Raw genomic sequence first — 21,560 nt, forward strand, 5'->3', positions numbered from 1 at the left:
TTATTTCCCCAAACTATAGGACCGAAACGAGGTAAAAAAAACAAGGCCATATCCAAATGCGAGCATGGCATGAAAAGGTAAAAACAGATAGTAGCCAGACTGTATAGCCAAAATGACCATCACCAAAAAGATTAATGCGAGAAATCCCTCTGCCCAGGTAGTCGCAGGCATAGGGAACTTCAAGTAAAGGTTATTTCGAAGGCTGGATTTTCTTGACTCAAGGTTGAACTTTGGAGTCCTGACAAATGGAGATTTCTTGCCTGTCAACCCTTCCCAAACTGCTTGGGAATTGTGAACTGCCATCCCCATAGACACGGAAAGAAACAGCGGAAGAATAAAAATAGCTTCTAGCAGGGATTTGAAGAATCCCTTTTTGGAATAAAAATAGGAGATCAGGTAAACCAAAGCGATGATCACAAAACCAATCAAGAAAATACCGGCAAATTGGGTCCATCTGGTGCTAATGAAACCTTGGAAACCCATCCACCAAACTGCTATACTCGCCAAGCTTACAGCCAAAATCACCAAGAAAATACTGCTATTAAATAGATGCGCCATGGCATGCAACTTGGTTTTGACCGGCAAATCAGCTTGGAGTACAGATGATGCATGCTTTTTGGCACACTCAGCCCCACCCTTATTCCAGCGAAACTGCTGAGACTTGATGGCTGACATGATTGGTGGAAGTTCGGCAGGCGATTCGATCTCAGGTCTGTAAATGAACTTCCATCCCTTCTTTTGTGCCCGATAGCTCAAATCCAAATCTTCCGTCAGCGTATCATCTTCCCAATTGCCGGCATCCAGAATACAATCCTTTCTCCAAACGCCGCCTGTCCCATTGAAGTTAATGAAGGCCCCTAAGGTATTTCGACCTACCTGCTCAATCAGGAAATGGGCATCTAAAGCAAAAGCTTGGAGGCGGGTCAAAAGCGAATAAGACTCATTGATATGCGTCCATCGTGTTTGAACCATTCCGACCTTTGGATTTTGAAAATGAGGGATAGTCTTTTGTAAAAAATCAGGACTTGGAAGAAAATCCGCGTCGAAAATCGCAATGAATTCCCCTTTTACTTTTTCTAATCCTTCTTTCAAGGCTCCTGCCTTAAATCCCTTCCGATTTTCCCTATGAATGTAAACAAAAGGGAAATCAGGGAACTCCTTGATTTTTTCACGAATTAAATCCTGCGTTTCGTCCGTACTATCGTCTAGAATTTGTACTTCAAGCTTTTCTAGTGGGTATTGGATCTTAGTGATCGCTTCAATAAGCCTCTCGGCCACATACTGCTCATTGAAAATTGGCAATTGTATCGTGACCCGAGGCAAGTCTTTAATGGCTTCAGGTTTCAGATTTCTCTTTCTGGCTTTCCAAAAATTGAATAACAGATGACCCTGTGCCAAAGCATAGCCCAAAATCAACAGCATACCTAGGAGATATACACTCAGAAAGAAGTAAGAAATAAAATCAGGCATTGAGTTTTACAGAATCATTGCCAATCAAAATCGGCATTTCATTGATTCGGCCCTCCTCAGGACCATTTTCGAGTTTCAGTACGCCACGCGGACAGACAGCAGAGCAAACTCCGCAACCCACGCAGGAAGAACGGACTATATTTTGACCCCTTTGGGCATACCATCGCACATCGATTCCCATTTCACAATAGGTCGAGCAGTTTCCACATGAGATACACTGACCTCCATTAGTAGTAATTCGAAATCTAGACTTGAATCGCTGTACCATCCCCAAGTAAGCAGCCAAAGGACAGCCAAATCGGCACCATACACGATTCCCCATGAAAGGATAAAATCCTGTCCCAACTACTCCTGCAAACGCAGATCCGATTGCAAAGCCATAGAATGAGTGAAGCTGATTGGTCACATTTCCAAGAAAGCTGAATGCTGAAAAGTAATTGGCAATCGTAAGAGCGGTCATCACTACCGCCAAAACCAATACTCCGTGAATCAAATAGCGCTCGATTTTCCAGGATTTTAGGGATTTATCTGAAAGCTGCCGGTAAGGATCTCCCACAGTCTCCGCCAATCCGCCACATCCACAAACCCACGAACAGTACCATCGCTTTCCGTAGAAATAAGTGAATAAAGGCACTCCAACCACAATCAATAGTATTCCCCAAATCAGCATAAACATCCCGATTGCCCCTGAGCTGGTTAAGGTCTCTATTCGATAATCATAGAAAAATGAATAGTCAAGCGGCCAAATATTCTTAAAATCAAAATAAGGCTTATTCAACAAGACAAGGATTTCAGGAATCAAAAAAGCGAAGGCTGTCTGGAAAAACATGACAGAGGCCGTTCGGATTTGCTGGTATCGATTTCCTCGATATTTCCTAAACATCCGTACTCCCATTACCAAAATGGCAAGCGTATAAATCAATCCATACAAAAACCACTGACTTGCAGGATTGCCTGATAGAATAAGACTCAAAGGCTCCACCATCCAAACCAGATTAACCATGTAAGCTGGAAACCAATACAAAATCACATAAAATAGGATCAAGTAGCTTCCTGTCAACATGCCAAGCCAACCTCTATTTTTCATTTTGGAATGAAAAATTCCATTGTTCTTAACCCCTTCAGGCTCTCCTTTAAATTTTGGAAAATTATAAAAAAGTCCTCCGAGTACAGTCAGGCCAATACTTAAAAAAAGGAAAAGCCAGGGATGGTTTTGAACTGGACTTGAAAGAGAAGCTTTAGCCAAAGGAAAACTGTAATCATCCCAAATGACTTGGTCCCAGTTGGATTCAGCTTTTAGCACGGAATTGTAGTCATCTACTCGTTGATTAAGCTCCCGAATGAAACTGAATGAATTTGAGTACTCCTTACCATACATGGGCGCCAATAACTCATTCATCTTTTCTTGATGAATATCCTTGGTATTGTCAAGCACAATCGCCTCAGAAATGGTGTATTCACCCAAAAAGGGAATGACTGTGAAAGCCAGTAATCCTGTCAGAAATAAGGTTAGCCCAATTAGTTGAATGTACTTCATAGCTTCGCTCCGATCAATCTTTGAAAGAATGAGGGTTTAGAGATTTTCAAGGTAATGTTATTTTCTTCAGCATACTTTCTCTGTATTGCTGAGATATAGGGTGCGAAAAACTCAGGATCAAAATTAGCCTTATCCAAATTTTGAATCACTTTTTGCCCAGACCACTGTTCGCGGATAGCTTTATCAAAGAACTCATGTCTAAGCCTAAACCCAAAATTATTCACTCCCAAAATTCTTCCGTCTGAATCACAAAGCATGCGGAAACAGACTTTGCCAGAACTGTGCTCATAATAGAAATTTAAGACTTTACTTTCATCCCAATCGGCTGGAACCTGTCCATACGTTTGGTATTCAATATCCAAAAATTTAGCTGAATTGAACCAAACACCAGGCTTATAGGGCGTAGGCTTACCCAGAATGGTTTGGGCCAAAGTCTCACCATGCATCCTCCCGGTATACCAGACTTGTTCGATTATATTTCGGTTTTTATCGGGCTTTTCTCGAAACTGTGCGCAGTCTCCGATAGCAAATACATCCCTGAGATTGGTCTGAAATAAGTGATCAACCAGAATTCCTCTATCCAAGTCCAATTCAGCGCCTTTCAGAAAATCTATGTTTGGACTTACTCCTGGAGTCAAACCCACAAATTGACAGGGAATTTCCTCGCCAGACTTTGTTTTTACCGCCTTGACTTTTCCACTTCCATCGGATATAATTTCCTCAAGCTCTGTATTGACCCTCAAATCAAAATGATGCTCTCGGATATGCCTTCCTACCATTTCGGACTCTTCTTCTGGGAGAATATTTCTCCAAAATCCAGACTCACGAACCAAAAAAGTAACTTCAATATTTTTGTAGGCTAACATTTCAGCCATTTCAATACCAATTAGTCCTCCCCCAACGATCACCGCTTGGTTCACTCCTGATTCGGTGTTCTTTTCCATCAATTCCAAATCCTGTTTGGAATATAGGCCCTGCACACCTTCCAAATCCTGACCAGGCCAGCCAAATTTATTAGGCTTAGATCCAGTAGCCAAAACCAATTGGTCGTAAGTGATGGTTTTTCCGCTTTGGCAGCACAATTTTTTTTCCTTGAAATCCACTTTCTCAACCCAATCTTGAACAAGGTCAATCCGGTTTTTCTCCCAAAACCAATTCTCGTATGGTTGCGTGTGCTCGAATTTCATGTGCCCCATGTACACATACATCAGGGCTGTTCGGGAAAAGAAATATTTGCTTTCACCGGAGATTACGGTTATTTGAATATTATCATCACCTTTTCGGAGATGTCGCGCACAGGTGATACCTGCAATTCCATTACCTAAGATGACAATATGTTTGCTTGGACTCATGAAGATTTCTTGATGATCAAAGATAGCCTATTCATTTAGACTCCAGTCATAGTCCAGATGACTGATTTTGGCATTGGAAGAGAGTTTGACTTTGGAATATTGGTTTAAAAAATCAATCAAGCTCCCATTTTTGGTAAAATCACCCTTGAACCACGAAAATATGGATGAGATTTCAGCCTTATCTTTTGAAATCTTATTTCGCTTAGGGTCATTGATAAATGATTTGGCTACTTCATCTAATTGCTGATCTATTCTTTCCGGAACAAAGGCTTCATTTAGCAGAGGTGGACAAGAAAAAGATGCACAATTAATGGCAAAGTGAATCCTAGGTTCTTCAAATTCTTTGCGAAGAATACCATGTTCTATTTCATCTAGACTACTTTCCTGCCCCCCTATTTTGAAAAACTTATAGTGCCAAACATCTTTGATCAGGGGGATTTTCAATTTAGGGCCAAGGTCTCGTATGCTTTCCACTGGATAATTATCTACAATCAGCTTGACGGTAAAAGCATTGTAAGCATTGATCCAGTAGGCAAGTTGCTCTTCTTCAGACCATTTTTCTCGATCAGGGGAATTGCTGCTAATGGTTTTGAGGTAGATTTCCAGCTTTTCCCGATCTCTTATAAAACCTCGGTAGTCGACCATTCCATCCTCTTTCACATGCTTACCGAGGAGTTCATTCCAGACGCTATGATCTGGTGGGGTCGTATTGATGCCTCCAAGGTCAGAAGCTCCACAGGAAAGAAGTGAGAAAACTAAAGCAATCATGAGATTATACATAAATTCATTATTTCTAATTGAAGATTGAATAAAGGTAAAGACTATTAGAAAAGTGAACCGTCGTCCAGAAGACAGGTTTCAATAAACCTTTTCGCCTTTGTTGAGCCATACTCCCCAGGCCCGATTATAAGCATGCACCTTTTCCGTCTTACCCAGTGAGTCATAAACCGGTAATCCATCATTTACCCATTGGAAGATGCCTCCGTAAAGATTTACGACATTGAAGCCCTCTTGGACCAACTTTTTACCAATATCCTGAGATCGTGCCCCCACTGAGCAATAAACCAACACAGGTCTGTCAGGATTTAGCTTTTCAAAAACCTCCTCCGAAAAATCATCGTATCCGACGCAAATTGCTCCATCCAAATGGCTGACCTCATACTCCTCTTTTTCTCGGGTATCCAAGATTTGGTACTTAGACAGCCTTTCGATTTGATTGGGATAAATGACGGGAAAATCTGAATCGTAAAGCGTACTCAGCATGGTCCGATAGGCCAAAGACTGTCCATTGGCTGAGAAGGCCAAAAATGAAATGGCACAGTATATAATGAAAGCTTTAGCAGGCAATAAACATTTTGAAATCATAAAGCCTAAACCCCAATTTGGCTTGGGAGGTTCTATCAGGCGTAAAAATCTGAAAGCCGCGCAAGACCTCTTCGATCCTTGATGATGATTTTCTTTCCTTCAAATTCAATTAGATTATCCTTTTTGAATTCGGAGAGTAGTCGAATCACTGACTCCGTGGCCGTACCCACGATTCCGGCTATTTCTTCCCGACTGAGAACAAGGTCAATTTTTTGAGCTTCATTTCCTTCCACACCATAGCTACTTGCCAAAAGAAGAAGCGTGTAGGCAAGTCGTTCCCGAATACTCTTTTGGGTGGCATCTGTCAGTTTATCCTCCATGATATTGAGTTCATGGCTTAGCTGCTTCGTCACCCGCTTAAAGAATTGTGTATTTCCAAAAAGAGTTTCTAAAAATGATTCTTTAGGTATAAAGCATATTTTCGCATCCTCGACAATCATCGCCGAAGTAGTATAATTTTCTTCCCCCAAAAGTGCAGAATAGCCCAAGAAGTCACCAGCTTTAGCTAGATGTATAATCTGATCTTTCCCATTCGAAGCTGTTTTGTAAACTTTGACCACTCCAGAATTGATACAGAATATTCCTAAAGGCTTGGTACCTTCATAGAAGAGAATTTGCCCTTTTCGATGAGAAATCAAGTTTTTACTTTCAGAGATACTGCAGATATGAGATTCTGACAAATCAGAAAGCAAAGAATGTTTTCTGCTGGCGCAAAGTTCGCAAGGAAGTTGTTTTACTGAGTTAGACATAGTGGGGTATTCGTTAATGATTAAAAGGTAAAAAAAATGACTGAAATCATAAAATTTCAATGAGAAAATGGTGCTTTGGGTAGATTTTTTTCTTGGAGAAATTGATTTTTTGAGAAGTCATATTTTAGAAATATGTGTGAGAAACCATTACTGAGGATCAAAAAGTTCGACTTGAGCTTGAAGTGATAGAGGACAGCCTGATCCACTGTCTTTTGATTGATTGGGACAGTTGGTGCCTTGCACTCCACTAATAAGTAAGGAGCTCCTTCTTGATTACGCACAAGTATATCCGTACGCTTTTGAAGTTTATTATAGGTCAACCCTTTTTCAGTTACAAGGAGACCCTTCGGATATTGATTTTTCTCTACCAAAAAATAAATCCAATGCTGCCGTACCCATTCCTCCGGGGTCAGCACAAGATGTTTCTTTCGGATCGAATCAAATATCAACAACTTCCCTTCTTCTTCAGTGATTCTAGGATTGCATTCGGGAAGGTTGAGTTGAGGAAATTTTTCTTTGAAGAGTACCTCTTTCATGCCCCAAAGATGGAGCTTGCTGGCCAGATTAAAAAGTCAAATAAGGGGCTATTTTTTGGATCCACTCCGGATCAAAAATCCGGATTTTAAGCAAGTCATCTGCCTGCTGAAAATTCCCGTGCTGATTGCGGTATGCTATAATTACTTTTGCCTGCCCATAACTGATATAGGGGTGCTTTGCCAGATCCTCCACGGTAGCATCATTGATGGCCAATCGATTTCTGATTTCTCCGTCAAATTCAAAATATTCCCATATTCGATCTGCAACCTCAGGCTGTACCCCGTAAATGTCTTTCAATTGATCTTTTGAGAAAAAGCCTCCCATTGAAACTTCATATTTGATAATCCTAGCAGCTAAAGTTGGGCCTACTCCCGGAACAACTTGAAGTGTAATGGAGTCTGCTTCCGAGAATGGAATTTTTCGAAGCCCCTGCATGGACCTATTGACAGTGTCCAATCCTACTCGAACCGGATAAGGTGAAGAAACTTCCTCAAAACCCAACAATCGAAGCGAATCTGCGATCTCTATCAAGTTCTTCTCCGTGGCAGGATCAATTTGCCTCGAAATCAATGAAAAAAGCTCAGGACTAAAGGCTAAAAAAGTCAGAACAGGAACAACTAATAAAAATCCTCTGGACTCTTTTCGGCTAAATCCAATTTCCCTTTTCAACCAATACAAAAAACGAAGTCTCATACTTCAATAGAATTGATCAATAACGGATAAGTTAAGAATATTGGCATTCAATTCAAATAATTCAGACCTTTGCTAACAATTTATTTAGACGGTTTCTAAATTGATTGATAAATGACATAAATCACATTTCCTCCACCTGTGTCTATTAAATTTGCGAGGCAAGAAGAATACTATGCAATTTAAGTTCAGTGCAATAAGTTTATCCCACAAGACAGCTCCTGTTCAGATTCGTGAATTGATTGCTTTAGATGATCAATCTATTCATTCAATTTTGATCAAATTGAAGGAGTTTTTCAGTCTTCAAGATGCCCTCATACTCTCAACTTGCAATCGGACAGAAGTTTACTACTCACATGAACTGGATCTCAGTTCTGAAATAATCAAACTGATCGGACTGGAAAAAGGAATTCCTGAGGTCACTGATTATTTGGAATATTTTGAGCTCTACAAAAACGATCAGGATTCTGTTTCTCACCTTTTTCGAGTGGCAGTCGGTCTGGAAGCTCAGGTAGTGGGAGATATTCAAATTGCTAATCAGGTCAAAAGAGCCTATCAAACCTCTGTTGATCTGGACATGGCAGGTCCATTTTTGCATCGTTTGATGCACACCGTTTTCTTCACCAACAAGCGTGTGGTGCAGGAGACTGCTTTCAGAGACGGTGCAGCCTCGCTTTCCTATGCCACCATCGAATTGATGGAAAGTTTGACTTCCAACACCTATCAACCTCGAATTTTATTGATTGGTCTAGGGGAAATAGGTGAAGATGTAGCAAAAAACATGGTTTACCTTCCTGACGCGAAGGTCAAGATTTCCAATCGTACGCAAGAGAAGGCAGAAATTATAGCTGCTGAGTTGGGTTTTGAGGTGGTTCCATTTGATCAATTAGATCAAGCAATGGATGAGGCAGATGTGATTGTTTCTTCCATTCATAGAAATGATCCTTTTATCACCAAGGAACTCATCAGTCGTTTCAAAATCCAATCATACAAACTTCTGATTGACCTCTCAGTCCCTAGGTCCATTGAAACTACTGTAGAAGAAGTACCTGGGGTGATTCTATACAACGTAGATAATATTCGAAGTAAAGCTTCTGAGGCTCTTGATAAAAGACTTGCTTCGATTCCTGATGTGGAAAAACTGATTTCAGAATCAATTGACGAATTCTACAATTGGAAAAAGGAAATGATGGTCTCTCCTACCATCAATAAATTAAAGCAGTCACTAGAGCAAATTCGACTAGAGGAAATGTCTCGGTTCCTCAAAAATGCATCTGAGGATGAAGTGGCCATCATCGATAAGATTACCAAAAGCATGATGCAAAAAATCCTCAAGGTTCCGGTAATTCAATTAAAGAATGCTTGTAAGCGGGACGAGGCAGAGGAAATGATCGAGATTATTTCAGACCTATTCGATCTTGACAAGATTAAATCAGATAAATAATTCGGTTCAATAACATAGATGAAGACCAAAGAAGTAGCTTTCTTTGGTCTTTATTATTCTAGGACATGGAAAACCTCAAAAAACTTTACATTCTAATCTTTTTCGCTCTTTTCCTGGTCGGTAAATCAAATGCACAAACCTGGGAGGTTTATAACTCGGAAATGAGCCTTGTCTCAAGGTTGATGTATAATGAAATCCTTGTACTCGGGGAAGCTGTGAGAATTGCAGAAACCAATGAGGGTCTTTTTCTCCTTTCCAATGACTATCAGCCTGCTGTCCAAATCGAAGGCCAAGAAGTCTATCAGTATCTATCGCCCTGGATTTTGGTAAAGGGCGAATCTGGACTGGGAGCCTATCACGAATATGGTCAAAAAGTTCTGGACCTAAAATATGATCAAATTGAGGTTTTTTTCAATCTTCTTCTTGCTAAAAAAGGTCAGGAATACTTTGTCTATGAAAGAGGAAAAGGGACAACCCGGTCTTTGGGAGTGCTGGATCATGCTTGGATCAGCAGTAGAGGACAGGTAATTGCAGAAGATAACGGAAAGTACTATTTGCCCTTGTCCATCAATCCCACAAAGGATTATGAATCATTAGAGGATAATGACAGTGACTACCTTTTAATCAAAGATGTAGAAGGATATGGCTTGCTCAATATGGAAGGTCGAGTGGTCTTGGATGCTGTTTTGGATTCGCTTGAGCATACCCGAGGAAACTTTTACTTTGGATTCAATGAAAACCAATATCTTTTGGTGGAGGGAGATCCTATTCAGGCAAATGTCCGATACAATAGTTTCCACAGAATCTCTTTCGAAAATGATCTTATGCTAGAATTCATTCATGGCAAGCTTCGTCGAGTAATGAAAGAGGATGGCATACTACTGGATGCCGTAGGAATGACCGAGGTAAACCGAATCGGCCCGGATTTGTACAATGTGAAATTTAGAGACAATAAACTGGGGCTATTGGGAAGAGATGGATGGCTGGTAGGCCCTAGCGATAGCCTTTCTATTATCCGTGGAAGTGATGAAAAACTTTTCCCTGCTAGTAATGAATTAGGTAAATGGGGAGCCGTAGACTCCAATGGTCAGTGGATAATTAGTCCAAGCCTCGATGAAATGGGAAGCTTCAAAAATGGAATTGCTGCCTTCAGAAAAGGGGGTTTTTGGGGCATTATTGACCGAAGCGGAAAAATCCTTTCCGATGCAAACTGGGATAGAGTCAGTATTCAATCGAATGGAAGAGCAATCGGTGAAAATTCATCAGGGAAATTCATTCTAAGCGCTGATAATGAGTACAAAGGAGTTGAAAGCTTTGAAAATATCATTCCCTTAGATGAAGGAGAATTTATCGCCATCCGTAATGGGAAAGCAGGCTTTTACTCTTCTAATCAAGATCCGAAATTAGAAAACCTTTTTGATAGTATTCTAGTGCAAGATGGCCGCTGGCTGACAGCTGAGTCTGATGGGAAAATCGGGCTTTTCGATAGAACAGGAAAAAATGTCCTTCCGGTAGATTATGAGGACATAATTTTTGATCAATTTAAAAATACTATCCTCGTCAAATGTACCTACAAGCCAATTATTGTAGTGGAACCAATGGATCCTAAAAAAAGAAAAAAAGGGCGCTAAGCCCTTTTCTTATTTTTTCTCGTTTTTGCCCTTGCTCGAATCCGAACTATCTGAATCAGAATTGGCTATGGAATCTCTCATGGAAGTATCTGATTTGATATTCTCCATTCGATAGTAATCCATCACCCCAAGTTGACCAGATCGGAAAGCCTCTGCAAGAGCCAAAGGAACTTCCGCTTCTGCTTCAATAACTTTGGCACGCATTTCAACAGACTTGGCACGCATCTCTTGTTCCAAAGCAACTGCCATTGCTCTTCGCTCTTCTGCCTTCGCCTCTGCTACTTTAAGGTCAGCTGAAGCCTGATCGATTTGAAGTTTTGCACCGATATTGGTTCCCACATCAATATCTGCAATATCGATTGAAAGGATCTCAAATGCAGTTCCTGCATCCAGGCCACGTTGTAACACGAGTTTCGAAATTTTGTCTGGGTTTTCGAGTACGCTCTTGTGCGTATCAGCCGAACCAATAGAGGTAACAATCCCTTCTCCTACCCTTGCTAAAATGGTGTCCTCACCAGCACCACCGACTAGTTGGGCGATATTGGCTCTCACAGTCACTCGTGCTTTTGCGACTAGCTGAATTCCATCTGCAGCCACTGCAGCGACACTCGGTGTATTGATCACTTTTGGATTCACACTGATTTGAACTGCTTCAAATACGTCCCTACCTGCCAAATCAATTGCTGTAGCCTGCTTGAAGGAAAGATTAATATTGGCCTTGTCTGCGGAGATTAGAGCTCGAATTACATTTGGCACGTTTCCTCCTGCCAAGTAGTGCGTTTCTAGATCATTTGTCGTGAGTTGCAAACCTGCCTTGGTCGCAGTAATCATCGAGTTAACAATAATACTCGGTGGTACTTTCCGGATTCTCATCCCGATGAGTTCACCGATTCCTACACGTACATTCGCAAATTGAGCCGTAATCCAAAGATTTACGGGTACGAAATAAAGGAAAATGAATAAAAGAATAATCCCTGCCACTGCAGCGATTAAAATGAACATTGAACTGTTTGGATCCATAATTATTTAACTAAAATCAGATTATTTTCTATTCGAATAACAGTAATCTCCGTACCTACTGGAATGAATCCAGATTCGGATTTGACTTCATAGATTTGATCTTGGAAATCTGCCTTTCCATAAGGTTTGATGTCAGAGGCAGCTTTTCCCATCATCCCTACTTGAAGCCCTACCAAGCGATCGTCGAAAGCCCCACCCTGCATGGAAGACTTCAAGGAAAACTTATCCCAAACTCCTGAGCGAAAGCCATAGACTACAGCGGCTAAATTGATTATGACTGCGCCAGTTGTGATCCACCAAGCTATTTCAGGATTAAACGTAAGAAAGGCATAGGTCACTCCTGCAAGACTGATCACTAGGCCAAATATTCCCACGACGGTAGTACCTGGAACGAATAGGATCTCAGCCAATAATAAAATCAGCCCAATACCTAGAAGACTTACTAAAATCAAAATCGACATTTGAAACCTTGATTACTTCAAAACCAAGATACGACAAAGAATTATAATGGAAATAGAAACTTCGAAAACAATTTAGTTTTGGAATTAAAGGCAATAAAAAAACCCGGTTTGACCGGGTTTGAATTTAATAAGCTTTCGCAAAAAGGACTCTGCCTTTGGAAGGCTTTCCTGTTAATACGCATTTTCCACTTTCTTCTTTTTGATCAAGTGGAATACAACGGATAGTGGCTTTAGTCAATTCTTTGATTTTATCTTCAGTCTCACTAGTTCCATCCCAATGAGCAGAAAGAAAACCTCCTTTGGATTCTAGGAGTTCTTGAAACTCTTCCCAAGAGTTTACCTCGGTCGTATGCGACTCTTTGAAATCATTCGCTTTCTGGTAGATGGAAGTTTGAATTTCATCCAAAAGCGTTTTAACCTTCTCTTCGATTGGCATAGAATCTAATGCAAATGATTCTTTTGTTAAGGTATCCCTTCTAGCGATTTCGACAGTCCCATTTTCCAAATCTCTTGGACCAAGCGCAATACGAAGCGGCACACCCTTCAATTCATATTCTGCAAACTTCCAACCTGGCTTGTGCGTATCACGATCATCAAATTTAACAGAGACACCAGCTTTTCTCAATGCTGAAACCAACTCATTGGCTTTGACACTAACGGCCTTAAATTCATCATCTCCACGATAAATTGGAACAATTACTACCTGCATCGGAGCAAGTTTCGGAGGTAAAACTAACCCATTGTCATCAGAGTGAGCCATGATCAAAGCTCCCATCAGACGGGTACTCACGCCCCAAGATGTTCCCCAGACAAAATCAAGTCCACCTTCTTTAGTCGCAAATTTCACATCAAAGGCTTTAGCAAAATTCTGCCCTAAAAAATGAGAAGTTCCTGCTTGAAGAGCTTTACCGTCCTGCATCATTGCTTCAATACATAAGGTATCTTCAGCACCTGCAAAACGCTCATTTTCGGTCTTTCTTCCTCTCACCACCGGTAAAGCCATGAATTCTTCTGCAAACTGAGCATACACCTGCATCATTTGAAGTGTCTCAGCCTCAGCTTCCTCTTTGGTGGCATGGGCTGTGTGGCCTTCTTGCCAAAGAAACTCTGCTGTGCGAAGGAATAGTCGAGTTCGCATTTCCCATCGAACTACATTGGCCCACTGATTCACTAGCAACGGAAGATCTCGATAGGATTGAATCCAGTTTTTATACGTACTCCAAATGACCGTCTCAGAGGTAGGACGTACAATTAGCTCTTCCTCAAGCTTTGCCTCAGGATCTACGACAACTCCCTTTCCATTCTCATCATTCTTTAATCGATAATGAGTGACTACGGCACACTCTTTTGCAAAGCCCTCCACATGAGAAGCTTCTTTGCTCAAATATGACTTAGGTATAAAGAGTGGGAAATAAGCATTGGTATGACCTGTTTCTTTAAACATCCGATCTAACTCGGCTTGCATTTTTTCCCAGATTGAATACCCATAAGGTTTAATGACCATACAGCCTCGAACAGCCGAATTCTCAGCTAAATCAGCTCTTTTCACTAATTCATTATACCAAAGGGAATAATCCTCACTTCGTTTTGGAAGTCCTTTACTCATTATAGTTGATTTGGAAGTTATTTGTAGATAATTTTGCTAAATTAAGCGTCGCAAATATAGCCAAAAAGAATAACCCTACACCCTTAAGGCCGTATACTGTACTAACAACTAAATAAAGCTATGAGGCAATTTAAAGGCATCTTATCATTAGTAATCATCGGAGCAGTGACTTTGAGTTCTTGCTCTACATCTCAAATAGCGAGTACCAGCCCATCGGATAATCTCTATTTCATGGCTTCTGATGCTCAAATTTCGAGTACTTATGCCGTAGCAAATAATACTCCGGAGACTTTTGAGCAATTTGAACAAGCTCAAACAGTTCCGAATGAAAGTTTCAGTAGTAGAAATGTAAATCCGGAATATTTGGCAAAATACTCTGCCACTCCCGAGGAGACAGGAGATGAAGTGGTGTACTTCGATGACAACACTGAAACTCAATCAACTCAAGGAGACATTGACGCTTACAATAATTTTTCTGTAAACAACAATAATAATTCTTTCAATTCAGGCTTCAACTCCGGACTTGCATTCAGTATGGGATTCATGACAGGCTTCAATCCTTGGGGATTCGGCATGTGGGATCCATTCTGGGGTCCTAGCTTCGGCTGGGGAGCCGGATGGGGCTTCAGACCTGGATTTTCTATCAACATAGGATTTGGTTTTGGCAGTCCATTCTGGGGCTCACCTTGGGGTAATCCATTTTACCGACCTGGATGGGGAGGATTTTACGATCCTTTCTGGGGACCAAGCTACGCCTGGGGAGGCGGATGGGGTCCCGGATGGGGAATGCCAATCTATGGTAACCGTCCGATTTATGTATTGCCAGGTGGAGAATTTGGAGATAGAAGAATTGTAAGAGGAGCAAGACCTACCCGCGGTGCATCCTTAGCTGGAGTTTCAGGAGACCGAAGCAATGCAGTATTGCCAAACACATCAAGAGCTCAAGCACGTAGAAGTGCAATGTCCAATAGAAGTTTGGTTTCTTCTGATCGCTCTAGAGTACCTGCCAGAGACTTCTCAAATAGTCAATCAGATTATTATAACTCCAATAGATCAAGAATAGCGAATTCTTCTCCTAGAAATACAGGATCTGCAGCCATGAACCGATCATCTGCGACTCGCTCTAGAAGTGCTATGCCAACTGCAAGACCTTCTACCAGAACTATGGATAGAAGCGGATACGCTCCTTCAAGATCTATGAACAATTACAATTCAAGAAGAAGCACTAGCCCATCTTATAATAGAAGCGCTATTCCTAGTAGAAGTTCTAGTCCTTCTTACAACCGTGGTACAACAAACAGAACATATACACCAAGCCGCAGCTCTAGCACTCCAAGTAGAATGAGTACTCCATCGAGAAGCTCATCTAGTGGGGGCATGAGATCTTCTGGAGGTGGCGGTGTCTCGAGAAGTAGTTCCTCATCAGGATCGAGAGGAGGAAGGGGAAATTAATTCCCCTTTTTTTTTGAATTAAATTTATCCGTTTCAATCATTTTTTCGTTTTTAAATTCAAACTATCATTAAAATTTATGAGGTATATAATCGCTATTGTCTTTTCGATATTCTCTTTGGGTGCAGCTGCACAAAGTGGATATTTTGAAGATGCCTTACGATTCAGTCAAAGCTTCCCAGCAGGTTCAGCACGAATAATGGCTATTGGGGGAACACAGTGGTCCCTAGGTGGTGATGTGTCAAATATCGCCGGCAATCCTGCAGGCTTAGGTTTTTTCAGAAAATCAGAAGCTTCAATTAGCTTGGGATATAGTGATTGGGGAGTACAGACAAATTATCTTGGACAAAATAGATCCTACAACACTTCTAATTTTTCTGCACCTAATCTATCCATCGTATTTGCCAACCCAAAAGGAGTAATGGAGAGGGGTTCATTTAAAGGTGGGTCTTGGGGAATCAGCATTCAGCGTATTGCAAATTTCAATTCCGAGTTTGGTTATTTTTCAGATGCTTTAGGAGAAACCTCAATTATTGATTTTTACCTCCAAGATGCTTTCGGTATACCTGAAAGCCAAATTGAAACATTTGGTATCACCGGAATGGCATATCAAACTTATCAGATAAATCCAGTAGCATTTGATCAGGATGGTAACCCCATTGCCAATCCAGATACTTATGATTCCTTTGTTTTAGGGCTTCCCTTTCAGGATGAAAACGTTTTGCAGGAAGGCTCATCCAACCAGATTACCTTTGGATATGGAGCCAACTTCGACCATAAGCTTTTCATAGGAGGTTCTTTGGGGATAAGATCGCTCAGTTATTTCTCACAGAAAGTTTATAACGAAGGGTTTATTGACGAACCTCTTTTTGCAAGCTCTCTTCGTGAGGATTTGTTTATCAATGGGGCAGGATTCAACCTAAATGTAGGAGTAATCTATAAGCCGATCGACTTCTTGAATTTAGGATTCAACTTCCAGAGTCCTACTTGGTATGGATTGAATGAAGAATATCAAGCTTCCATGGTCGCAGAGTACAACAACTTCTATTATGAACCTGAGGATATCACTTTAGGTAGACAAGAGGCCGTGACGGATCTTTTCATTAACAACTTTAGATTAAACACACCGTTGAGATTGGGTGGTGGAGCTACCTTCTTTTTGGGAAAAAATGGTTTCATCTCAGCTGATGTGGACTGGGTTGATTATTCTGCGGCAAGAATCAACTCTAATAGTTTCAATGAAGGACCGGATAATCAGGCTATTCAAAGCCTATATACCAGCACAATAAATTATCGAATCGGTGCTGAGGGAAGAATCAATAAGTTCTATATCAGAGGAGGTTATGCTCACTTTGGGGACCCTTTTGCAGATAATTTTATTGACAGAAGTACCACTCAGATCAGTGGTGGTCTTGGAGTAAGGCTCAATAGTTTCAATATTGATTTCGCATTGGTGAGCCAGCAATCTAGTGCATTGTACCAGTCTTATCAGGTCCTAGACAGTCAAAATAATAATATCGGGCCAATTACCGATGTAGAAAATTCAATCATCAATGGCGTATTAACTATCGGATTGACTTTTTAAAATACTGATCAATTCCATAATTAGAAACTCAGCGGAGAAATCATTTCCGCTGAGTTTTATTTTTGCCTGATCATAAAACCTTCCACGCTGAGCGAGTAGATTTTTTAACTTCAAAGTGATTTCTCCGGCATCCAACCCTTCAAACATTGGTCTATTAGATACCCTAGAGTGTTGAAGTCTAGAGGAAATTTCATTCAAGGGCACATCCAGATATACTGAGATTCCCTTTTGATTGATGAGGTCCATATTATCGTTGAAACATGGACATCCACCACCTGAGGCCAAAACAAAAGACTCTTTATTGCTTAGCACCCTTTCAAGTTCTTTTGATTCTAATTCGCGGAAAGCCCCCTCTCCCTTTTCTGAAAAAATCATGGGAATGGTTTTTCCAGACTGCTGCTCAATCAGCCTATCCAAATCTAAAAAATCAACTCGAAGTTCTTTTGCCAAGACCTTACCAAAAGTACTTTTCCCTGATCCAGGAAGTCCGACAAGAACAACTTTGAGTGCCTCCATCATTGAATAAATAAATCTAGAGCTTCAGAAGCAGTAGGCGTATTGTTGTGGTGATATTTAGCTAAAACGGTACCATCCTTCATAATTACAATACCCGGATTGGATCTAATAATCGTTTTTACAACAGTTGCATCCGACTGCATCCCAATAATACTCCAACCATTCTTTGAGATAAAAGCATCGATCTCTTCCTGAGGTGCAGCTGCCATCAATACCACATCGACCGGAGCTCCTTCCATATTTTTTACCAAATCGTGAATATCCGGCAAATTATCCTGATCAAATTTCCCCATGTTAGGGCTCAAAATCAGAACTTTATTGCCTGCAAAAATGAAATCAGACTGATCTCCTGACTCATTCCAAACTGAGAAATCCGAAATCTTTGGTAATGCCTCAGGGTTTTTCAAATTCATCTCTACAAATTCATAACTCTTGTCTGTAGGGTATTGATCCATGGTGAGCAATTCTCCATCTTTTTTCATGACATATGAATATTGCAAGGGTTCGGACGGCTGCATATTGGCAGGAATATTAACCCCTACTTTATACGCACGAAAATCAATGAAAGGAAGATTTCTGATAGCGGTAAGGGAAAGGACAAAACAAAAGACACCAACCAACCACACAACACGTTTCTGCCAAGCTGAGGAAGATTTGGGTAAATGCTTTTTTAAAGCCAGGATTCCCAAAATCATCACCAGCAATATAATATCCTTATAAAAAGACTCCCATGGTGTCAACTTGATAGCATCTCCAAAACATCCACAGTCAGTTACCTTATTGAAGTATGCAGAAAAGAAGGTGAGAAAGGTGAAGAAAAGAATCATTCCGGTCAAAGACCAAACAGTCAACTTACTACGAACTCCAAGTATGAGCATTACCCCGAGGACTACCTCAAGTACTACTAGAAAAACTGCTAAATAAAGAGCAAATGGCTTCAAATAAATAAAAAAGCCCGCAATATCATTGGAAAAAACATCGAAATACTCCTCCAATTTGATGGCTGTTCCGACCGGATCATTGACTTTGATCAGCCCTGAAAAAATAAATAAGCCTCCTACAAAAATTCTTAAAACCCAGAGTATTCCTTTAGCTAGCATGATGGTATCCCATTTTGATTAAACAAAAAACTGCATAATTAATCATGTCCTGATAATTAGCCTCAATTCCTTCAGAGACCAGTGTTTTGCCCTGATTATCTTCGATTTGCTTCAGACGAAGCAATTTCATCAGGATAATATCAGTCATAGAACTGACTCTCATATCACGCCAAGCCTCTCCATAATCATGATTTTTATTTTCCAATAAGCCTCGTGTCAAATCCACCCACTGATCGTAATGCTTTTCCAACTCTTCAAAAGGGAGTTCCATTCGCTCATCATCTTTGAAAGAAATCTGGATTAGAGCTATAAGGGAATAATTGATTATTCCGACAAAATCATCCTCCAAGGGATCATTTATTTTCTGACTCCCCTTTTCCTGTACAGAACGAATCCGTTGAGCTTTGATGAAAATCTGATCGGTAATAGATGCAAGACGCATAATCCGCCAAGAAGTCCCATAATCGAGCGTTTTCTTGCGAAAGAGTTCTTTACATCGACTGATTACTTGTGTATATTCGCTATTGGTTTTAGTTTCCAATTTCTTGCTGTTTTAATGAGCCTTATATCTTTTCCTTCGACGATCGAAGATAAATTATTTCCTCAAAAGATTACACTACAAATCAAAGGAAGACTGATTCTATGGGACGAACCTCAAATAATGGGAGTCATGAATCTCACTCCAGACTCTTTTTACGAGGGAAGTAGGCTCAAATTAAATAAAGACGACGTATTGGGAAGAGCCCAACAAATGATAAATGATGGCGCTGACATACTTGACATAGGGGGCTACAGTAGTAGACCAGGTGCCGCAAATATTAGTATTGAGGAAGAAATCCAACGAATCGAAGATCCTATACAATGGATCAGCGAAGAATTTCCCGAAATAATAATCTCTGTGGATACGTTTAGGTCAGAGGTCGCAAGACGTGGAATAGAAGCAGGAGCTCATATGGTCAATGACATTTCAGGAGGCTCACTCGATCCAAATATGTATAAAACCATTTCGGAATTATCTGTTCCCTATATCATTATGCATATGCAGGGAACTCCTCAAAACATGCAGGGAAAAACCCATTATGAAAATATTTTACGGGAAATCTTGAACTATTTCTCAGAAAAGCTACATATTATAAGAGAGTTTGGCATCAAAGATGTAATTATTGATCTAGGGTTTGGATTTGCAAAGACACTGGAGCAAAATTACTTTCTGCTTAAAAATTTGGAGCTTTTTGATATGATCAACCTTCCGATTTTGGTAGGATTATCTCGAAAATCCATGATTTATAAACTGCTGGAAGTGGAACCTTCTGAAGCCCTAAATGGCACCACTGCATTGAATATGGTGGCTTTAATGAAAGGAGCTAACATACTAAGAGTACATGACGTAAAAGAAGCAAACGAAACCCGAAAACTATTTAAACAACTCTACGCTTGACCTTTCTTTTTAAAATAGGATTCCTAGATGTATCCATCGTCAATATGATTGATATTGCGTTGGTATCTATGCTATTGTATCAGGTCTACAAGCTTTTGAAAGGTAGCGTAGCGATTAAGATTTTTCTTGGTTTTCTGTCTATTTACCTGATTTACTTATTGGTATTGGCCCTGCGGATGGAATTGTTATCCTCGATTTTGGGTCAATTCATGGGAGTCGGAGTTTTAGCTGCTATTATCATCTTCGCTCCTGAAATCCGTAAATTCCTCCTTCTCATAGGACGATCCTCCCTCCTTTCCAGCGATAATATGTGGAGAGACATTCTCTTTTTCTGGAAAAAGAAAGACGATACCTCATTCAACATTAACCCAATCATTGAGGCTTCCAAAACCCTTGCCGGTAGTAATACAGGCGCATTGATGGTCATTTCAAAAAGTACCGAATTGAAGTTTTATGCAGAGAGTGGAGATATTTTGGATGCTGAGCTTTCAAAAAGACTATTGATTTCGATTTTTAACAAGTACAGTCCTCTTCATGATGGTGCTGTCATCATTCACAACGGTAAAATCAAAGCTGCACGCTGCATTCTTCCTGTGACCGAACGAGAAGTCCCTGCTCAGTTTGGATTGAGGCATAGGGCAGGAATAGGGATGTCAGAGACTACCGATTCGCTGGTCTTGATTGTTTCGGAAGAGACTGGTCAAATTTCTATGGCCAAAAATGGAAAGATTTTGCACAACATGTCTTTTCAGGAAGTGAGAGAGACACTCAATGATTACCTAGCCAACCATGATGTCAATGAGCGCTTCGAAGACCTCGAAGAATATGAAATGAAGAAACGGAGAAAAATGGCTATGACGAGTAAATCTTAATCATCTTATTATTGGAATAGAAATAGGCCAAAATGTTCTTTTTCCTCTAAACAAAGCGATCGCATTCCAAATACAGAAAGTAACGGCTAGGGAGATAGTAATCGCATTGACCCAAATAATAATTTCAAAAAAATCATGAAATCCATTTAAGGAAATGTCACCATTGGCACTTGGCTGAAGCTTAATCCAAGAAATAGCACGAAGTAGATAGATTGGAATAGCCATTAATATTAAGAAATTGATCATTTTCTTACCTAAATCATCAACGCCTGTAACCTTTCCTCGTCGGTTTAGCCATAAAATCAAAGGGATAAAAATCCCTAATAATGGAGAAAATATAAACGTAAGCCCTGATAAAGCCATCGTACTTAAAAATCCCCTATTATCCTCCATAGACCAATCAAGAACCTCTTCCGGACTTTTGCCAAAGATTTGAAAAAGCCTTTGAACAGTATCTCCCCTAGGAGTTGTTTCAGAATTTTCAAATCGCTGCACCGTACGTAAACTTACACCAGCTCGTAATGCCAACTCCTCTTGAGATATTCCCCTTTTGATTCGAAGATTTCTCAGTTGATTTCCTAGTTTATTTTCCATTTTTTTGCTCAATCATTTTTTCAAAACTATGTCCCCATGAGATAAAGGCAAAAATTAGCTTACGTCATTTTTACGTCATTCATGACGTCAAATAAAAAACCCGATCTGATCGCTCAAATCGGGATAATTTATTTCCAAAAAGA

21 protein-coding genes are annotated in these 21,560 nt (G+C 40.4%); 6 read left to right on the top strand and 15 right to left on the bottom strand.

Features of this window, described 5'->3' with window-relative positions; genetic code table 11:
* The 8 genes from OU792_RS08530 to OU792_RS08565 all read right to left on the bottom strand — a co-directional run bounded on the left by OU792_RS08530 (position 1) and on the right by OU792_RS08565 (position 7,703).
* Positions 1 to 1,470 (bottom strand): cellulose synthase family protein, encoded by a 1,470-nt coding sequence (locus OU792_RS08530; RefSeq protein WP_134201987.1) that lies wholly within the window; start codon positions 1,468 to 1,470, stop codon positions 1 to 3.
* On the bottom strand, positions 1,463 to 3,007 hold the full coding sequence (locus tag OU792_RS08535; RefSeq protein WP_274669956.1) for a 4Fe-4S binding protein: 1,545 nt from the start codon (positions 3,005 to 3,007) through the stop codon (positions 1,463 to 1,465). Before OU792_RS08535 ends, OU792_RS08530 begins: the two co-directional genes overlap by 8 nt.
* A complete protein-coding gene (locus OU792_RS08540; protein ID WP_134201985.1) occupies positions 3,004 to 4,359 on the bottom strand; it encodes an NAD(P)/FAD-dependent oxidoreductase in 1,356 nt (451 codons plus the stop codon). The genes OU792_RS08535 and OU792_RS08540 overlap by 4 nt, the downstream gene beginning before the upstream one ends.
* A gap of 27 nt (positions 4,360 to 4,386) precedes the next feature.
* On the bottom strand, positions 4,387 to 5,139 hold the full coding sequence (locus tag OU792_RS08545) for a DUF547 domain-containing protein (RefSeq protein ID WP_134201984.1): 753 nt from the start codon (positions 5,137 to 5,139) through the stop codon (positions 4,387 to 4,389).
* 78 nt (positions 5,140 to 5,217) lie between these two features.
* Positions 5,218 to 5,724 (bottom strand): rhodanese-like domain-containing protein, encoded by a 507-nt coding sequence (locus OU792_RS08550; RefSeq protein WP_134201983.1) that lies wholly within the window; start codon positions 5,722 to 5,724, stop codon positions 5,218 to 5,220.
* Between the two features lie 35 nt (positions 5,725 to 5,759).
* Entirely contained in the window at positions 5,760 to 6,473 is a 714-nt protein-coding gene (locus tag OU792_RS08555; RefSeq protein WP_134201982.1) for a Crp/Fnr family transcriptional regulator, read from the bottom strand.
* 56 nt (positions 6,474 to 6,529) lie between these two features.
* A complete protein-coding gene (locus OU792_RS08560) occupies positions 6,530 to 7,009 on the bottom strand; it encodes a type I restriction enzyme HsdR N-terminal domain-containing protein (RefSeq protein WP_026946041.1) in 480 nt (159 codons plus the stop codon).
* A gap of 28 nt (positions 7,010 to 7,037) precedes the next feature.
* Entirely contained in the window at positions 7,038 to 7,703 is a 666-nt protein-coding gene (locus OU792_RS08565; RefSeq protein ID WP_134201981.1) for a ComEA family DNA-binding protein, read from the bottom strand.
* A gap of 172 nt (positions 7,704 to 7,875) precedes the next feature.
* Here OU792_RS08565 and hemA point away from each other — a divergent pair, with 172 nt between their 5' ends.
* Both hemA and OU792_RS08575 read left to right on the top strand, forming a co-directional pair.
* Positions 7,876 to 9,144, top strand: coding sequence for a glutamyl-tRNA reductase (gene hemA, locus OU792_RS08570; protein ID WP_026946043.1), 1,269 nt, complete (start codon positions 7,876 to 7,878; stop codon positions 9,142 to 9,144).
* Positions 9,145 to 9,209: 65 nt separating this feature from the next.
* Positions 9,210 to 10,775 carry a WG repeat-containing protein gene (locus tag OU792_RS08575; RefSeq protein ID WP_134201980.1) on the top strand — a complete coding sequence of 522 codons (1,566 nt, stop codon included), beginning with the start codon at positions 9,210 to 9,212 and terminating at the stop codon, positions 10,773 to 10,775.
* Positions 10,776 to 10,784: 9 nt separating this feature from the next.
* On the opposite strand, the gene floA is transcribed toward OU792_RS08575, so the two are convergent.
* The 3 genes from floA to proS form a co-directional block, all read right to left on the bottom strand.
* Entirely contained in the window at positions 10,785 to 11,777 is a 993-nt protein-coding gene (gene floA, locus OU792_RS08580) for a flotillin-like protein FloA (protein WP_394373325.1), read from the bottom strand.
* A 20-nt stretch (positions 11,778 to 11,797) separates the two neighbouring features.
* Positions 11,798 to 12,256 carry an NfeD family protein gene (locus tag OU792_RS08585; protein ID WP_134201979.1) on the bottom strand — a complete coding sequence of 153 codons (459 nt, stop codon included), beginning with the start codon at positions 12,254 to 12,256 and terminating at the stop codon, positions 11,798 to 11,800.
* Positions 12,257 to 12,380: 124 nt separating this feature from the next.
* Positions 12,381 to 13,862: a proline--tRNA ligase gene (gene proS / locus OU792_RS08590; RefSeq protein WP_134201978.1), complete on the bottom strand. Its 1,482-nt coding sequence runs from the start codon at positions 13,860 to 13,862 to the stop codon at positions 12,381 to 12,383.
* A 120-nt stretch (positions 13,863 to 13,982) separates the two neighbouring features.
* Between proS and OU792_RS08595 the strand changes: the two genes are divergently transcribed.
* Both OU792_RS08595 and OU792_RS08600 read left to right on the top strand, forming a co-directional pair.
* Positions 13,983 to 15,314, top strand: a complete 1,332-nt coding sequence (locus OU792_RS08595) for a DUF5320 domain-containing protein (protein ID WP_134201977.1) — start codon at positions 13,983 to 13,985, stop codon at positions 15,312 to 15,314.
* Between the two features lie 77 nt (positions 15,315 to 15,391).
* Positions 15,392 to 16,897: an OmpP1/FadL family transporter gene (locus OU792_RS08600; protein ID WP_134201976.1), complete on the top strand. Its 1,506-nt coding sequence runs from the start codon at positions 15,392 to 15,394 to the stop codon at positions 16,895 to 16,897.
* Here OU792_RS08600 and OU792_RS08605 read toward each other — a convergent pair.
* The 3 genes from OU792_RS08605 to OU792_RS08615 are packed head-to-tail and all read right to left on the bottom strand — an operon-like array spanning position 16,874 to position 19,054.
* On the bottom strand, positions 16,874 to 17,416 hold the full coding sequence (locus tag OU792_RS08605; protein WP_035483433.1) for a shikimate kinase: 543 nt from the start codon (positions 17,414 to 17,416) through the stop codon (positions 16,874 to 16,876). The genes OU792_RS08600 and OU792_RS08605 overlap by 24 nt on opposite strands.
* Positions 17,413 to 18,513 carry a BT_3928 family protein gene (locus OU792_RS08610; RefSeq protein ID WP_134201974.1) on the bottom strand — a complete coding sequence of 367 codons (1,101 nt, stop codon included), beginning with the start codon at positions 18,511 to 18,513 and terminating at the stop codon, positions 17,413 to 17,415. Before OU792_RS08610 ends, OU792_RS08605 begins: the two co-directional genes overlap by 4 nt.
* Positions 18,503 to 19,054, bottom strand: a complete 552-nt coding sequence (locus OU792_RS08615; RefSeq protein ID WP_026946052.1) for a DUF1599 domain-containing protein — start codon at positions 19,052 to 19,054, stop codon at positions 18,503 to 18,505. Before OU792_RS08615 ends, OU792_RS08610 begins: the two co-directional genes overlap by 11 nt.
* A 15-nt stretch (positions 19,055 to 19,069) precedes the next feature.
* Here OU792_RS08615 and folP point away from each other — a divergent pair, with 15 nt between their 5' ends.
* Complete coding sequence (gene folP / locus OU792_RS08620) at positions 19,070 to 19,951, top strand: dihydropteroate synthase (protein WP_166669401.1); 882 nt, start codon at positions 19,070 to 19,072, stop codon at positions 19,949 to 19,951.
* The gene (gene cdaA, locus OU792_RS08625; protein ID WP_026946054.1) at positions 19,948 to 20,823 is read left to right on the top strand and encodes a diadenylate cyclase CdaA; all 876 of its coding nucleotides are present in this window, start codon (positions 19,948 to 19,950) and stop codon (positions 20,821 to 20,823) included. Before folP ends, cdaA begins: the two co-directional genes overlap by 4 nt.
* On the opposite strand, the gene OU792_RS08630 is transcribed toward cdaA, so the two are convergent.
* Positions 20,824 to 21,417: a helix-turn-helix domain-containing protein gene (locus tag OU792_RS08630; protein WP_274669957.1), complete on the bottom strand. Its 594-nt coding sequence runs from the start codon at positions 21,415 to 21,417 to the stop codon at positions 20,824 to 20,826.
* Between the last annotated feature and the right edge of the window lie 143 nt (positions 21,418 to 21,560).

This window comes from Algoriphagus sp. NF, assembly GCF_028823735.1.
GTDB classification, from domain to species: domain Bacteria; phylum Bacteroidota; class Bacteroidia; order Cytophagales; family Cyclobacteriaceae; genus Algoriphagus; species Algoriphagus marincola.

Coding starts and splice junctions, on each gene's coding strand:
- OU792_RS08530 (WP_134201987.1), bottom strand. CDS start 1,470: ATGCCTGATTTTATTTCTTACTTCTTTCTGAGTGTATATCTCCTAGGT.
- OU792_RS08535 (WP_274669956.1), bottom strand. CDS start 3,007: ATGAAGTACATTCAACTAATTGGGCTAACCTTATTTCTGACAGGATTA.
- OU792_RS08540 (WP_134201985.1), bottom strand. CDS start 4,359: ATGAGTCCAAGCAAACATATTGTCATCTTAGGTAATGGAATTGCAGGT.
- OU792_RS08545 (WP_134201984.1), bottom strand. CDS start 5,139: ATGTATAATCTCATGATTGCTTTAGTTTTCTCACTTCTTTCCTGTGGA.
- OU792_RS08550 (WP_134201983.1), bottom strand. CDS start 5,724: ATGATTTCAAAATGTTTATTGCCTGCTAAAGCTTTCATTATATACTGT.
- OU792_RS08555 (WP_134201982.1), bottom strand. CDS start 6,473: ATGTCTAACTCAGTAAAACAACTTCCTTGCGAACTTTGCGCCAGCAGA.
- OU792_RS08560 (WP_026946041.1), bottom strand. CDS start 7,009: ATGAAAGAGGTACTCTTCAAAGAAAAATTTCCTCAACTCAACCTTCCC.
- OU792_RS08565 (WP_134201981.1), bottom strand. CDS start 7,703: ATGAGACTTCGTTTTTTGTATTGGTTGAAAAGGGAAATTGGATTTAGC.
- hemA (WP_026946043.1), top strand. CDS start 7,876: ATGCAATTTAAGTTCAGTGCAATAAGTTTATCCCACAAGACAGCTCCT.
- OU792_RS08575 (WP_134201980.1), top strand. CDS start 9,210: ATGGAAAACCTCAAAAAACTTTACATTCTAATCTTTTTCGCTCTTTTC.
- floA (WP_394373325.1), bottom strand. CDS start 11,777: ATGTTCATTTTAATCGCTGCAGTGGCAGGGATTATTCTTTTATTCATT.
- OU792_RS08585 (WP_134201979.1), bottom strand. CDS start 12,256: ATGTCGATTTTGATTTTAGTAAGTCTTCTAGGTATTGGGCTGATTTTA.
- proS (WP_134201978.1), bottom strand. CDS start 13,862: ATGAGTAAAGGACTTCCAAAACGAAGTGAGGATTATTCCCTTTGGTAT.
- OU792_RS08595 (WP_134201977.1), top strand. CDS start 13,983: ATGAGGCAATTTAAAGGCATCTTATCATTAGTAATCATCGGAGCAGTG.
- OU792_RS08600 (WP_134201976.1), top strand. CDS start 15,392: ATGAGGTATATAATCGCTATTGTCTTTTCGATATTCTCTTTGGGTGCA.
- OU792_RS08605 (WP_035483433.1), bottom strand. CDS start 17,416: ATGATGGAGGCACTCAAAGTTGTTCTTGTCGGACTTCCTGGATCAGGG.
- OU792_RS08610 (WP_134201974.1), bottom strand. CDS start 18,513: ATGCTAGCTAAAGGAATACTCTGGGTTTTAAGAATTTTTGTAGGAGGC.
- folP (WP_166669401.1), top strand. CDS start 19,070: ATGAGCCTTATATCTTTTCCTTCGACGATCGAAGATAAATTATTTCCT.
- OU792_RS08630 (WP_274669957.1), bottom strand. CDS start 21,417: ATGGAAAATAAACTAGGAAATCAACTGAGAAATCTTCGAATCAAAAGG.